General features: G+C 35.4%; 14 protein-coding genes, 1 tRNA gene and 1 riboswitch. Of the genes, 7 read left to right on the top strand and 8 right to left on the bottom strand.

All coding sequences use genetic code 11. The features are described 5' to 3' along the window. Positions 1 to 58 precede the first annotated feature (58 nt). Entirely contained in the window at positions 59 to 1,528 is a 1,470-nt protein-coding gene (locus AACV01_RS15040; RefSeq protein ID WP_004243466.1) for an alanine/glycine:cation symporter family protein, read from the bottom strand. 1,362 nt (positions 1,529 to 2,890) lie between these two features. Between AACV01_RS15040 and AACV01_RS15035 the strand changes: the two genes are divergently transcribed. Then, entirely contained in the window at positions 2,891 to 3,115 is a 225-nt protein-coding gene (locus tag AACV01_RS15035; RefSeq protein WP_004243467.1) for a DNA polymerase III subunit theta, read from the top strand. 115 nt (positions 3,116 to 3,230) lie between these two features. Here the strand turns inward: AACV01_RS15035 and yebF are convergent, their stop codons facing one another. Beyond that, positions 3,231 to 3,626: a protein YebF gene (gene yebF, locus AACV01_RS15030; RefSeq protein WP_046334232.1), complete on the bottom strand. Its 396-nt coding sequence runs from the start codon at positions 3,624 to 3,626 to the stop codon at positions 3,231 to 3,233. A gap of 97 nt (positions 3,627 to 3,723) precedes the next feature. Next, complete coding sequence (locus AACV01_RS15025) at positions 3,724 to 3,906, bottom strand: YoaH family protein (protein ID WP_004243469.1); 183 nt, start codon at positions 3,904 to 3,906, stop codon at positions 3,724 to 3,726. A 112-nt stretch (positions 3,907 to 4,018) separates the two neighbouring features. Here AACV01_RS15025 and pabB point away from each other — a divergent pair, with 112 nt between their 5' ends. From pabB to mntP, 4 genes are all read left to right on the top strand, one after another. Then, the gene (gene pabB / locus AACV01_RS15020) at positions 4,019 to 5,413 is read left to right on the top strand and encodes an aminodeoxychorismate synthase component 1 (RefSeq protein ID WP_161683172.1); all 1,395 of its coding nucleotides are present in this window, start codon (positions 4,019 to 4,021) and stop codon (positions 5,411 to 5,413) included. Beyond that, positions 5,400 to 5,960: a CoA pyrophosphatase gene (locus AACV01_RS15015; RefSeq protein WP_004243472.1), complete on the top strand. Its 561-nt coding sequence runs from the start codon at positions 5,400 to 5,402 to the stop codon at positions 5,958 to 5,960. Before pabB ends, AACV01_RS15015 begins: the two co-directional genes overlap by 14 nt. 185 nt (positions 5,961 to 6,145) lie before the next feature. Beyond that, positions 6,146 to 7,507, top strand: coding sequence for an L-serine ammonia-lyase (locus tag AACV01_RS15010; RefSeq protein ID WP_004248310.1), 1,362 nt, complete (start codon positions 6,146 to 6,148; stop codon positions 7,505 to 7,507). A gap of 456 nt (positions 7,508 to 7,963) precedes the next feature. After that, a riboswitch (yybP-ykoY riboswitch) is annotated at positions 7,964 to 8,102 on the top strand. Between the two features lie 60 nt (positions 8,103 to 8,162). Next, the gene (mntP, locus tag AACV01_RS15005) at positions 8,163 to 8,747 is read left to right on the top strand and encodes a manganese efflux pump MntP (RefSeq protein ID WP_004248311.1); all 585 of its coding nucleotides are present in this window, start codon (positions 8,163 to 8,165) and stop codon (positions 8,745 to 8,747) included. A gap of 53 nt (positions 8,748 to 8,800) precedes the next feature. Here the strand turns inward: mntP and rlmA are convergent, their stop codons facing one another. Both rlmA and psiE read right to left on the bottom strand, forming a co-directional pair. Next, positions 8,801 to 9,613 carry a 23S rRNA (guanine(745)-N(1))-methyltransferase gene (gene rlmA / locus AACV01_RS15000; RefSeq protein WP_161683170.1) on the bottom strand — a complete coding sequence of 271 codons (813 nt, stop codon included), beginning with the start codon at positions 9,611 to 9,613 and terminating at the stop codon, positions 8,801 to 8,803. Positions 9,614 to 9,732: 119 nt separating this feature from the next. Continuing rightward, positions 9,733 to 10,146 carry a phosphate-starvation-inducible protein PsiE gene (psiE, locus tag AACV01_RS14995; RefSeq protein ID WP_004248313.1) on the bottom strand — a complete coding sequence of 138 codons (414 nt, stop codon included), beginning with the start codon at positions 10,144 to 10,146 and terminating at the stop codon, positions 9,733 to 9,735. Between the two features lie 241 nt (positions 10,147 to 10,387). Here psiE and AACV01_RS14990 point away from each other — a divergent pair, with 241 nt between their 5' ends. Then, the gene (locus tag AACV01_RS14990; RefSeq protein ID WP_004243477.1) at positions 10,388 to 10,831 is read left to right on the top strand and encodes a universal stress protein; all 444 of its coding nucleotides are present in this window, start codon (positions 10,388 to 10,390) and stop codon (positions 10,829 to 10,831) included. Between the two features lie 108 nt (positions 10,832 to 10,939). Here the strand turns inward: AACV01_RS14990 and AACV01_RS14985 are convergent, their stop codons facing one another. The 3 genes from AACV01_RS14985 to cycA all read right to left on the bottom strand — a co-directional run bounded on the left by AACV01_RS14985 (position 10,940) and on the right by cycA (position 14,057). Beyond that, positions 10,940 to 11,758, bottom strand: a complete 819-nt coding sequence (locus tag AACV01_RS14985) for an MBL fold metallo-hydrolase (protein ID WP_012368048.1) — start codon at positions 11,756 to 11,758, stop codon at positions 10,940 to 10,942. Positions 11,759 to 11,887: 129 nt separating this feature from the next. Then, positions 11,888 to 12,322, bottom strand: coding sequence for a universal stress protein (locus AACV01_RS14980; RefSeq protein WP_004243479.1), 435 nt, complete (start codon positions 12,320 to 12,322; stop codon positions 11,888 to 11,890). A gap of 322 nt (positions 12,323 to 12,644) precedes the next feature. Then, positions 12,645 to 14,057 carry a D-serine/D-alanine/glycine transporter gene (gene cycA / locus AACV01_RS14975; protein WP_004243480.1) on the bottom strand — a complete coding sequence of 471 codons (1,413 nt, stop codon included), beginning with the start codon at positions 14,055 to 14,057 and terminating at the stop codon, positions 12,645 to 12,647. 258 nt (positions 14,058 to 14,315) lie between these two features. On the opposite strand from cycA, the gene AACV01_RS14970 reads away from it, so the two are divergent. Next, positions 14,316 to 14,391 (top strand) — tRNA-Lys (locus AACV01_RS14970). Positions 14,392 to 14,626: the final 235 nt, after the last annotated feature.

Below are 14,626 nucleotides of genomic sequence, written 5' to 3'. Positions count from 1 at the left end.
GGGTTTTGTATTTTGGTTTTTTTTTAATAATTTTTTAATGAATACCGTACTTGCTCAATTATTGCCTCACCTTTTCACAGCGGACTAACGGCTCATTAGGTAAAGGCTCTTTATCCCAAATACCTTGCTCTATATCATTTTGTAATTCAGGGTATTGGCGAATATTGAAAGTGGGTAATACACCAGCTTGTCGCTGTTGGTTATAATCTTTAATTAACTTCAAAGCGACGCCTGAAAGTAAAATAATGGCAATTAAGTTAGTGACAGCCATCAATCCCATCGAGAGATCAGCCATTTTCCACACTAACGGCATTTCAGCCAAAGCGCCAAACATCACCATCGCCAGTACGGCTGATCTGAGTAAGAATAGCCCTGTCATATGATTGCGGCCTAAAAAAATCATATTACTTTCAGCATAGGCATAATTTGCAATAATCGATGTAAAGGCAAAGAAAAAAATCGCAACAGCAATAAAAGTACTCCCCCAACCACCGACAGTTGACGATAATGCTAGCTGGGTTAACTGAATACCATTAATACCATCTTGATAATTATCTAACACACCTGAAGATAAAATAATCACTGCAGTCGCACTACAAATCACCAAGGTATCCATAAATACCCCTAACATCTGAATATAACCTTGCGATGCTGGATGAGGTGGGTAAGGTGTTGCAGAAGCGGCGGCATTAGGTGCAGATCCCATACCTGCTTCATTAGAAAATAGGCCGCGTTGAATACCTTGGGTCATCGCTTGACTAATACCATAGCCAATTGCCCCTGCTGCGGCTTCCTGTAAACCAAATGCGCTTTTAAAAATTAGCATAAACACTTCAGGTAAACGTTCAAAATGATCTGCAACGACCCAAAATGCTAATAATAAATAGGCTATAGCCATAATGGGAACAACCAGCTCAGCAACACGCGCAATCCAACGTAGACCGCCAAAAATAATAAAGCCGCTCATCACCACCAGTCCAATACCAACATATAATGGATCGAAATTAAATGCTGATGCAGCAGCTTGCGCTATTGAGTTAGCTTGTACCGCATTAAAAACAAGTCCGAAGGCAATGATGAGGAAAATGGCGAATAATACGCCCATCCAACGCATATTGAGGCCTTTTGTCATATAATAAGCAGGGCCACCGCGATAGTTACCTTCATCATCTTTAGTTTTATACAACTGTGCTAATGTACTTTCTATTAAGGAAGTCGCCATACCTATAATTGCAACTACCCACATCCAAAAAATGGCCCCAGGGCCACCTGCGGTCAGCGCAATTGCTACACCGGTTAAGTTACCTGTTCCAACACGTGCAGCTAAACTGGTACATAAAGCTTGGAATGAAGAGATACCTGATTTATCTGACTTATGACTATTTTTTAAAATAGAAAACATATGACCAAAATGGCGGATTTGAATAAATCCTGTTCGAATAGTGAAATAAATACCCACACCAAGGAGTAAGTAAATAAGTACATATCCCCATAAAATGTTATTTGCAAAGTTAATTAGCCCTGTCAAATTAATCCCCTTATGTAATAACGTATATAACCTATCCTTACATCGCTATTGAAATAAAAAACAGATAAACACCTATAATTGAACCAATAAATGGCTTATGTATGTCTTTATCTCATATCAAAAATGATTGTCTAAAAAGCGACTTAAATGTAACACAAGATTATACGATATGTATATTTTTTGTTTATTTTTTTATTATTTAATCATTCTATTTAATTATCTTATTAACTAGAAACTTTAGCATAACAAAATAAAAAACCTATAAATATCATTTAGATAAATAATTAAAACATTCTATATTATATAATAAAATAAATTTACTGATCTACAAAATATTGTTAATTGATTATTTAACAACATGCTAAAAGATGAAAAAAACACCAATAAGAATTGATTGCCAAATATACAATTTTCATTTTAAAGTGAGATTTAAATCAAATAAGTGGATTTATTAATTAAATATTCTCTTAGTAGTAATGCTAATAAGAATTTGAAAAGCGCATTAGCATTATAAGAAATGCATAGTGAAAAAATAATATAACTTTAACGAACGAAATTATTATTTTTTAACAAAATATTAATAACTTTACTTTAGGGACAGGACTATTACGAACTCTATTAATAAAAAATGTTTTAAAGTACTCCTTTTTTCTTCTCTATCTTCTTTGTTTTTACTTAAATTTTATTTTACTTATTTCCATTTTCTGCTTATTTATTATCGCCTTTTCCCTTTTGTTTCCATAACAATTTAATGTTGATTATTTTTTGATTAATAAAAAAATCAATATTCACGTAAATTTACTTATTAACCATTTAGTTAATTTTATTTATAATACATTTTTCCCTGGTGTTGTATTATTTTTTGCCCTGTTTCCCCAACAGGGCTTTTTTTTATCCTTATTTTTCATTCTGTTAGTGATTACTCAATCGTTTTTATAAAAATTAACTTAAAAAACAAAACATAAAATAGACAATATTAACATTTTATTAAAATTTAATTATTACTTTATCTATAATGTGAAAATAATTGATATAAATAAAATTGATCTAGATCAAATACAAAACTCGTCAAAATTGGTTACTGACTCAGAGAAACATTAAAAAAACTAATTTTAAATATAATTAATTCAATATAATAAACATGTTACCTTAGCTAGCCAAAAAATGTACCAGTAGAATAATTTATTTAAAGACAATATTATTTACTACTAATAACTATTAGTAATAAAGTTTTTTATCCATTATCTATACAATTGCTTTCTATTTCTTTTTTTAAAATTTTTTAAAATAATTTCTTTTAGTTACTTGCATTACTCATCGCTCTCTTTTACTTTACTCTCATATAACAAGGGAGAAAGTACGATGGGTTATAACCTTGCTGAACTTACACAAGAAGAAAAAGATAAAATTAATGTCAACCTAGCCGCTTCAGGGGTTGCCTTTAAAGAGCGTTATAATATGCCAGTAGTGGCTGATGCGATAGCAAGAGAGCAACCTCAAGCTTTACAAAGCTATTTTCAAGAAAGAGTGACCTTTTATCGAGCACGAAGCCAACACTATTCTCGCTTACCTTTTGAGTCGAAATAAATACCGTGCTCAGTATTAAAAAAAGAGATAAACATTTACGTTTATCTCTTTTTTATTTTCAAGTAATGATATAAAAATGGGCGAAAAATCGCTATTTCTTATCAGTTAAATGATACTATTTACTTGATATATAGGTGATTTTATTATCATCACAATTAACTTCAACATTGTAACGTAGATCGGTACGAGCACCTCTTACATCCAAGATAACATGATAGCTATTATCTCTTTTGATAACATCGTTCGCATTAATATTCGCCACAGGTTTTGGTCCTAGCGCTTTTTTATCATCCTGCCAGCGAGGTAATCGATTGAGTAAATAATCATTTTTCACTCTAGTGGCAAGTTGTTCTTTATCAAGATTAACACAACTAGCAAAAGGGGCTGAGCGCACAACATTATTATCATTATTCACATTTGTGACACTTTCTGCAGAGGCTCCAAAAGAAACCGCAAGAAAAAGACCTGCACCAAGTATCCCTGTTTGACCAACTAATTTGCTTAATTTCATAATAACCTCCCGAAAATATCCCTTAAAGCAGGACGAGTTTCTATTAAGCATAGCATAAGCAAAACAGGGTATTTGTGACATTTGTTAAAAAAATGTTTTAATCATTGTCATCGTCAAACACAATAGAGACTGATTCACGAGTCGTGTGTTTTTCTCTTAATTCTTGAGCGACCAATTGGATCGCCTCACCACTACTCATACCTTCGGACATCAGATGTTGAATTTTTTCTACTGCTTTTTGTTGTTCTTCATGTGTTAATGTAGGCATTCCTAGAAACATAATGTTACTCTTATCTTAATCGATTTCTATGTTGGTCTTTACAATAATGCAATCACTGAACTAATGATTGATAGTGTAAATGATACAGAATACTTGTTTAAATGGTCATAAAATGGATATGCAATTACAGCAACGTGAATTAACTTATACCCCTGATTTAGCATTACGGGTATTTGCACCTATCGCCTCTTTGTCTTGGTCTAGTTTACTGCATTCAGGTTTTGCCGAACATCACCATAATCGTTTTGATATTGTTGTATCCGATCCTGCTATTACCTTAGAAACACGCAAACAAATTACCACTATTAAAGAGAAAACCGGTCGAGTCAAACGCTCTAAAAAAGATCCCTTTACGCTTATCCAAACAGCATTAGACGCTTTTAATTTTCATCCAGTCAGTGATGAAACGCTTCCTTTTCTAGGTGGCGCATTAGGTATATGGAGTTACGATTTAGGTCGTCGCATTGAAATATTACCAGAATTAGCAAAAAATGAACTTAATTTCGCTGATATGACTATCGGTATTTATGATTGGGCACTAATTGTTGACCATCAACTGAAAAAAGCCACATTAATAAGCTACCAAGATATTGACGCACGTCTCCAATGGCTAGCAAAGCACGCTGATAATAACACAATAGAAAAAAAAGAACCTTTTGTCTTAACTTCTCCATGGCAATCAAACATGAGTAGTGATGAATACAATGAAAAAATTGCTAAAATTCATCAATACTTACTTTCAGGGGATTGCTATCAAGTCAATTTAGCGCAACGTTTTTGTGCTAATTATAGCGGTGATGAATGGAATGCATTTTTAACACTAAATCAAGCGAATAAAGCGCCATTTTCTGCTTTTATGCATTTACCTCATCATTTTGTTATGAGTATTTCTCCTGAACGTTTTATTCATTTAAGTGATCATAAAATTGAAACACGTCCAATAAAGGGTACCCTTCCCCGTAAAGCGCATCCTGATGAAGATGATGAACAAGCACAATTGTTGGCAAATTCTCGTAAAGATCGTGCTGAAAACCTAATGATTGTCGATTTAATGCGCAATGATATTGGTAAAGTTGCCACAACAGGATCAGTTAAAGTACCTGAATTATTCGTTGTTGAACGCTTTCCCGCCGTGCACCACTTAGTCAGCACCATTACCGCTGAACTTCCAGAAAATTTAAACGCAACTGACTTATTACGTGCTGCCTTCCCCGGTGGTTCAATTACTGGTGCACCTAAAATTAGAGCAATGGAGATTATCGAAGAACTAGAGCCACATCGTCGCCATGGATATTGTGGTGCCATTGGCTATATTAGTTTTTGTGGTACGATGGATACTAATATCTCAATTAGAACCCTACTGACGGAAAAAAATAAAATTTACTGTTGGGCGGGGGGTGGAATTGTCGCTGATAGCGTTGCCGAACAAGAGTACCAAGAAACCTTTGATAAACTTGGTCAAATATTAACTGTTTTAAGTGAAGTTTCTCCCGATGACACTTATTGATACCTTTATCAATCGCTTTCAACTTACTTTACCCGAGCCGGTAAATCAGCCTATTGATGCTAAAAAATCGGCAGCGGTTTTACTGCCGATTATCAATAAGCCTAATCCAACGATCCTCTTAACAGAGCGCGCATCAACGTTGCGCTCTCATGCCGGACAAGTTGCGCTCCCCGGAGGGAAACGCGATCCACAAGATAAAAGCCTCATTGAAACGGCATTACGTGAAGCCCATGAAGAGGTCGATATTCCGCCCAGTATGGTTTCTGTGATCGGCCAATTAGCCCCATTACGCAGTTCAGAAGGTTATTTAGTGACCCCCATTGTCGGGGTGATCCCCCCCAATTTATCTTTACGGCATAATCCCACAGAAGTCGCTTCTGTCTTTGAAATGCCATTAAGTTATGTACTCAATACTCAGCGCTATTTACCGTTAGATTTTCGTCGTGCCGGTAAAATGCATCGCATCTATTTTTACCCTTATGAAGGGCATTTGGTGTGGGGACTAACCGCAGCTATTTTACATAACCTCGCGTTGCATATTACTTAATTTATTATTTTATTACCCTACGCTATCTTTTTATCGTCACCACTACAACTGTACTTAGCTATTTTAAAAAAATGTTGTAAACTAGACTATTAACGGGACGATATAATCGTAAAAACGCTCCCCTTACTATAAATAACTATATTTTTATTATTTTTTTAACCCTCACTCTTATTAAGGAGTCTGACGTGATTAGCGTTTTCGACATGTTTAAAGTGGGCATTGGGCCATCTAGCTCTCACACCGTAGGCCCCATGAAAGCGGGGAAAGAATTTGTCGATGATTTAGTCAGCCAGGATCTGATTGCGTCTGTCACTCGCGTAGCTGTTGATGTATACGGCTCATTGTCATTGACAGGCAAAGGTCACCACACTGATATCGCAATTATTATGGGCTTAGCAGGTAATGCACCCGCTACTGTCGATATTGACAGCATTCCCGGTTTTATTCGTGAAGTTGAAGAAACTGGCCGTTTACCATTAGCAAATGGATTAAAAGTTGTCGATTTTCCAGCTGAAAGTATGCATTTTAGCAATGATAATCTTTCATTACATGAAAATGGCATGACAATTCATGCCTTTGCAGGTGACAAAGAAATTTATCGTAAAACCTACTACTCTATTGGTGGTGGATTTATTGTTGATGAAGAAAACTTCGGCAAATCTGTGCTTGACAGCCAACCTGTTTCTTATCCTTATGCAAGCGCTGAAGAGTTATTAAAACATTGTAAAGAAACCGGATTATCAATCTCTAGCTTAATGATGAAAAATGAGCTAGATCTTCATACTCAAGCCGAAATTAGTGCCTATTTTGCTGATGTTTATAAAACCATGCAAGAGTGTATCGAGCATGGTTTAAATACCGAAGGCGTATTACCGGGACCACTTCGTGTTCCTCGCCGTGCTGCGTCACTAAATCGTTTATTAACTTCCAGTAATAGCCTGTCTAACGATCCGATGAAAGTCGTTGATCTTATCAATATGTTTGCACTGGCAGTGAATGAAGAAAATGCCGCAGGTGGACGAGTGGTCACCGCACCAACGAATGGCGCATGTGGTATTGTTCCAGCTGTATTGGCTTATTACGATCGCTGTATTGAAAAGGTCACGCCTGAAATTTATACCCGTTATTTCTTAGCCTCAGGGGCGATTGGTATTCTTTACAAAATGAATGCTTCTATTTCTGGCGCTGAAGTGGGTTGCCAAGGCGAAGTGGGCGTTGCTTGCTCAATGGCTGCCGCAGGACTTGCTGAATTACTCGGTGCTAGCCCTGAACAAGTCTGTGTTGCTGCTGAAATCGGTATGGAGCATAACTTAGGTTTAACTTGCGATCCTGTTGCAGGACAAGTACAAGTTCCTTGTATTGAACGTAATGCAATTGCCTCTGTTAAAGCGGTAAATGCTGCTCGTATGGCATTACGTCGTACCAGTGAACCACGAGTTTCACTTGATAAAGTGATTGAAACCATGTACGAAACAGGTAAAGACATGAACGCAAAATATCGCGAAACCTCTCGTGGTGGATTAGCAATAAAAGTTCAATGTGACTAATTAGCCTGATTTTATTTCTAAAGTCCATTTATAATAAATGGACTTTTTTTATTTAAATAATAGTTAAATCGATTAAAAATAATAACCCTATAAATAACACCTATATTATTTATCTATAAATTACTTATCTATTTTAAAATGTCAGTTAATAACTATATACCTACCAAATATAGGTTTATTTAACTTTCATTTAATTTATTCTCATTTTTATAACTTATAATTTATGTGTGTATTAATTTTTTATTTTATCTAAAAAATAAGATAAAAATAAATAAACACATTGTTTATTATATGGTTAATATTTCATCATATTGAATTTTATCATTTTTTTAACATGATAATAATATAAAAAATATATTTTCAAACGAAAAAATAATAATGATAATTATTATCAATATCATCTTTTAAATATATGAAATAATATGTTGCCTTTCATAAATAATATGATATCTTCTGCATCAAGTCATTGGGGAGTAGCCTGTCTTAAAATAAATCTCATTATTTTAAGAAGTCTGTATCAACATACTCGCTTATTTTTATTTAGCGTGGTACAGACGCCATTATTTGGTTGGCAAGACCATAGACACATAATTGTACTTCTTTGGTTGGGGGTCAATTGTGTGTATATGGAAACACTCCAACCGAGGCTATTGTTATGAGTTTTTACGCCACAATTATTCTCGCCCTTGCTCTTTCTATGGACGCATTTGCCGTCGCTGTCTGTAAAGGCGCCACCTTACATAAACCTCATTTTCGTGAAGCCCTCCGCACCGGTTTTATCTTTGGTATTATTGAAGCAAGCACCCCGATTATTGGTTGGGCATTAGGTTTATATACCAGTCAATATATTATTCAGTGGGATCACTGGGTCGCCTTTGGTTTATTGGTTATCTTGGGTGGACGAATGATTTATCAGAGTTTAAAGCGTGGTGATGATTGCATTTGTGAAGAGGCTCCTCAACGTCACGGTTCACTCTCTTTAATTGCGACAGGTATTGCCACCAGCCTTGATGCGATGGCAATTGGTGTCGGCTTAGCCTTTCTACAAGTCGATATTGTCCATACCGCGATGACCATCGGTATGATGACCATGATTATGGCAACACTGGGTATGCTGATCGGTCGCTATATTGGCCCTGTGCTTGGCAAAAAAGCTGAAATTATCGGGGGTATGGTGTTGATTGCTATCGGCTTTAATATTCTTTTTGAACATCTTGATCTGTTTATGTACGCACATTAAGTCGTCATAATATGAAAAAGCTTAGGTATGAACACAACCTAAGCTTTTTTATTCTAAACACGTTGATAAACACGAATTAAAAAATCAGTTTCACAAGCAAATTGCTCTGTTTTATCTAATGTCTCTTTTACCTCTTCACTCGCACGCCAAGCAAAAGGCGTCATTTGTAATAAATCAACCGCTTGTTTACCTGTTAACGCCATATTATAAGCAACTTTATGCTGTGCTATTAGCTTGAACCCAGCAAATATTTCATCTTTTAGTGGATGAAGATGCACTGTTGAATAAATCAACGCTTTAAGTTGATAAAGATGGCGCGGTGCGGGTGTCACCGTAATAATATATCCACCTTGAGCAATAACTCGTGTTAATTCGCCGGCATTGCAAGGGGCATAAATACGTACCACTGCATTTAATGACGCATCACAAAAAGGCAGACGTTGGCTGGACGCAACACAAAACTGAATAGGGGCATAGCGTTTTGCTGCATATTTAATGGCAACCTTCGCCACATCTAAGCCATAGACTTGTGGATTTTTTGACTTTAGTTGTTGATATATCTGATAGGTATAATACCCTTCTCCACAACCAATATCTAACACCTGAGGATTATCTTCCGGTAAATGTTCAGCCACTAATTGAGCCACTTTGTCTCGCATTGGTTGATAAAAGCCCGCATCTAAAAAATCACGCCGAGCACTAATCATCTCTGCACTATCCCCCGGCTCTTTAGAACGTTTAAATTGTACCGGGAGTAAATTAACATACCCCTCTTTAGCACAATCAAATTGATGGTGATTGTCACAAACCCAACTATGGGCTTTAAGAGCAAGTGGCTGGGAGCAAAGTGGACATTGATAAGACATAATATTTTTACATATTCCAAAATAAAATTGGGAGAGATAATAACATATCTCCCCCAATCATGCGGAAAACCTTAATGCACAGAGACTATTCAATGCATTGTTGACATATTGTTATTCGGTTAGCTTCGTTTTAATTTTTCGGTATTTGCAATAAATAACGCGATAACGAGCAATAAAATGGCGCCGGACTGAATCAAAGTATCTACCGAGTCTTTATGTTCAACAATAATCAGACGCACAATAGCTGTAATACCTATATAAATAAAATACCTTAAAGGAAAATGACCACCGGATAAAAAATATTTTACAATCAATGCGATAAACTCAAAATAGAGGAAGTAGATCAAAATTCCTTCTAATAACTGATAAGAAGATTCTTCAGCAGCTAAGTTAAATAATAAAGAGGCGATAACATAAGTTTCTTTGATCAAAAAACTGACTAATACGATGGCTAGAATAAGTAATCCGCAATTCAGCACCCATTGTAATATTGTTGCAATACATTTTAATAATTCTTCGCTTGATTTTCTCATAGCTTTATAACCTAAGGTTATCATTTATTGATAACAAATAATGATAGTAAACTACCTGTCGTTAACTTGGCACAAGTTTAATAGAACAATCTTTTTTCCACACCTATTTTTTATCTTTTAGGGCTAAAAACCCCAAAATAATGGCGCCATAATCGCAATATTCATCTTTAAATTTCAGCTTAGCCACTAAATTACCTATACTACTCGAGTGAAAAGGTTAATTTTTTACAGAAGGTAAATTATGGCTAAAACAATACTGGTAGCAATTGACTTATTAGAAGATGATAGAATTCACCGTATGGTTAAAGATATTCAATTTCTAGCAAGAAAAGCTGATCACTATTTTCATTTTGTCACAGTCATGCCTAATTTACGTTCTCTTGAAGCTTATGGGCTTGATTGTGATAGCCCTTCAGTTATAGAGAAAAAACATCAAGCCGTTATTTTGTTAACTGAAAAACTAGCACACTGTGTGCAACAACAATTCCAATTACCTAAAGAGCAGTACCAATGCCATGCCCTTATAGGGACACCAAATTATAATATTCTCGAACTCGCCAATAAGATGGATGTAGACACTATTGTCATTGGCTCTAGCTCTCGTAATAGACATAATATATTGCTTGGCTCTACTGCAGATTATATTGTTAACAACACCAATTGTTCTGTTTTAGTGATCCGTTGATAATTGACGATACATTGTTAATAAAAAATGCTAGGATTAAAATCAAAAACCTTTTTTTAATCCCACACTAAAATCAACCATCCCATTTTTGATTAACATATTGATGTATCATTTAAAAAATAATCTTTGCCCTGTATTAAAATCTTTGGCATTAAGATAGCTACGGCCAAGCGCACCGGTACAATGGCAACCATAAACCTCAACATGGTGACCTATTGCTTTTTTCGCTCTTTTTAACGCCGCCAGTGAGGCACAGCGAAGATGTAGCCCTCCGACAATAGCTTGGATCTTGTCATTTCCTGTTATTTTTTTCGCATGGCGAATAATCGCATCAATACCAGAATGGCTACATCCTGTAATAATCACCAGTCCTTGCTGACCTTGCCAAATTAGAAAACTATCATCAAGTACATAATCATCCGTTTCGCTACTTTCACTGACAATAACGCCATAACGTTTATGTATTTGACGCTCTGTCACTTGACCAGAATAGATAAATCTTTTATCGATAGCTTTAGGTGTCACTGTTAACTGAAATGAAAACTGCTGTTCTAGCTGCTGTCGGTTAAAAAATGGAGTAAGGCGCTTAAATTTAATAGACTGGCGCCCCATAAAAAGTGCTGAATAACGTACTGAAAATAAATCAGGATGGGCAATAATATGTGGCTTAGTAATAAAGAAATCTTCATTTAAATGAGTTAATCCACCAAAATGATCATAGTGCCCATGGGAAATAACAATTGTCGTTAATGACGTCAAATCAATCGCCATTTTTTTAGCATTATTGATAAAAGTGAGATCTTTACCAGTATCAAATAAAATTTTACTTTCGCTTTCAGTGTCTTCTAATAGCAGTGAAAGGCCTGGATAATGGCTAAGGGCGGGATCGCTTGTCTTATTTTCTAGTAGTGCCGTAATAGTAAGCATAAATTTTAATTATTATCTTATAGGGGATAATGCATGATAATTAAAAACAGCTAGAGTGCCAAATTAAAAAAGCAGTTGATGAGACGCCATCAACCGCTTAATGGTATTGCTAATAAAATAAAGAGTCGGCTATCTTGCTACCATCACTGAACGTTTCGCATAACGGGTAATATCTGCCGCTGTTGAGCCTAAATGATAGCTGTCTGCTTCAGGATTATGTGAGCTAACAACAATTAAATCAGCATTAACCTGATCGGCTATCTGCAATATGCCATCCCGTGGTTTACCAATACAGATATGCGTTTCAATACGATCTTCCGGTAAATCAAATCGAGCAATAATTTTTTTTAACTCTTTTTCTGCTGATTTTTTTAAACATACTTGGTCAAGTTGATCGCCATTCATCACTAAGCGATAATAAGAAGATTGTGGCAACTTTGGTAAAACATACAAAAAATGGACATAGGGATCTTCTCTTTTGGCAATGTTCTCCACTAATGTAATGGCTTTATTTAGTAAGTTATCTTCATCGATATCAATGGGAACCAAAATAGTCTTATACATATCGCCTCCTATTATTTTTTAATTGTAGGATAGTCTATTTTGAAAAAAATACCGGATATAGTTAACATATTTAAGAAATAGATTAATAATAATAGATATGTATAATTTACATGCACTTAAAGTTTTTTAATTAAATTATACTTAGAGAAAATAAAATTTATTTTAAAATAATACATTGCTTTAAATTTTCAATTAAAAAAATAAAATAATAAATTTATATTCAAAATATTCTGACTAATGGTTTAACTCAAATTAAAATATAACCCTATCGAAAAAGATAGGGTTATATTTATCCAATGACCATCAATTCAACTAAAAAAGATTAATTTTTTAATTGTGCTTTTTGTTTACGCTTTTTCACAAAATGATACCCTATTCCTAAAGCAATAAACCAAATGGGCGTTACCATCAGTGCTTGACGGGTATCATGTTCAAATGCCAATAACACGACCATAAACACAAAAAATGCTAAGCATAGCCATGACATCACTATCCCTAATGGCATTTTATAAATAGATTGTTGATGTAATTGAGGACGTTTCTTACGATATGCTAAATAGCAGCATAAGATCATACTCCAAATAAACATAAATAATAACGCAGAGACCGTTGTTACTAACGTAAATACCCGCATCACATCTGGAATAAAATAAATTAGCACAATACCGCAAGATAAACAGAGACTCGTAAAGAGTAAACCATTGGCAGGTACTGAACGTTTTGATAGCTGGCTAAACTGTTTTGGTGCCTCCCCCTCTTTCGATAAACCAAATAGCATACGACTGGTTGAGAAGATACCACTATTTGCTGAAGAGGCGGCTGCCGTTAATACCACAAAGTTAACTAAACTGGCTGCGGCTGGAATACCAATCATGACAAAGAGTTCTACAAACGGGCTTTTGTCTGCCAAAATCGAACGCCACGGCGTTACTGACATAATAATCGCCAAAGCCAAAACATAAAAAGTAATAATACGAATAGGAATAGCGTTAATCGCCTTAGGTAATGATTTCTCAGGATCACGTGTTTCAGCCGCTGCTGTACCTACTAGTTCAATCCCCACAAAGGCAAAGATAGCAATTTGAAAACCAGCAAAAAATCCGCTGATCCCTTTAGGGAACATACCGCCATCATTCCAGATATTTTCAATAGTTGCCGTGTGGCCGGCTGGAGATTGAAAATTTATGCTAATCAATACGATACCAACAATAATTAAAGAGACAATAGCGGTGATTTTGATCATCGAAAACCAAAATTCCATTTCCCCAAATAATTTTACTGTGGCTAAATTCAAAATAAGTAGTGTCAGCACACAAATAAAAGACGTTCCCCATTCAGGAAAATTGGGCGCCCAATAACTAATATAGGAGGTAATGGCAACAATATCAGCGATACCGGTGATAACCCAGCAAAACCAATAACTCCATCCAACAAAAAAGCCAGCCCAAGGCCCTAATAAATCCCCGGCAAAATCGCTAAATGATTTATATTCTAAATTTGATAATAATAGCTCTCCCATTGCTCGCATAACAAAGAACAGGACAAAGCCGATTATCATGTAAACAAAAATAATCGATGGCCCAGCTAGCGAAATGGTTTTCCCAGAACCCATAAATAAACCAGTACCGATAGCACCACCAATAGCGATTAATTGGATATGACGATTGGTTAGCCCGCGTTGTAGAGTGGCATTTTTCACTCTAACGGGCTGAGTAACTTCTGTTTGCTCTTCCATACAATACCTGAAATGTTTTCATATTTTTGATGTTGTTACGCCACTTTTTTATTTTTTCGCCGTGGCTAAGTTTGCGAAATTATTGTGACACAAATCTCAGAATAAGTAATGAAAAGATCACTTTTAGTAAAATGAGTGACGATTTGATAACCAAATAATATCCTTTCTTCATTTTAATAGACGATATTTTATACATTTGGAAAAAATTTCAAATTAAGGGTTGACCCGCCCTTAAGAGAGGAGAATAATTAGCGCATCGGGTTGTTAGCTCAGTTGGTAGAGCAGTTGACTCTTAATCAATTGGTCGGGGGTTCGAGCCCCCCACAACCCACCAAATTTACGCTGAGTAATCAGGCAGATAGGCCACTTAGAGATAAGTGGCTTTTTTGTTTCTATCGCTGAGTGTCGCAAAAGTGTCTAAACATATAATGATTATCACGCTCATTAATTGCGTTATATAGCTGACTAACATTTAACCTATAAATTGTAACTGTAAAATAAGTGTCTTACAAAATATTAAACCAATAATAATATTAGTATCAGTATTATTGACTAATAACAGTATCAAT

It is taken from the genome of Proteus sp. G2609, from assembly GCF_963896135.1.
Classification (GTDB): Bacteria; Pseudomonadota; Gammaproteobacteria; order Enterobacterales; family Enterobacteriaceae; genus Proteus; species Proteus mirabilis.
The sequence above is the reverse complement of the archived record's forward strand: the minus strand, read 5'-3'. Positions and strand labels throughout refer to the sequence as shown.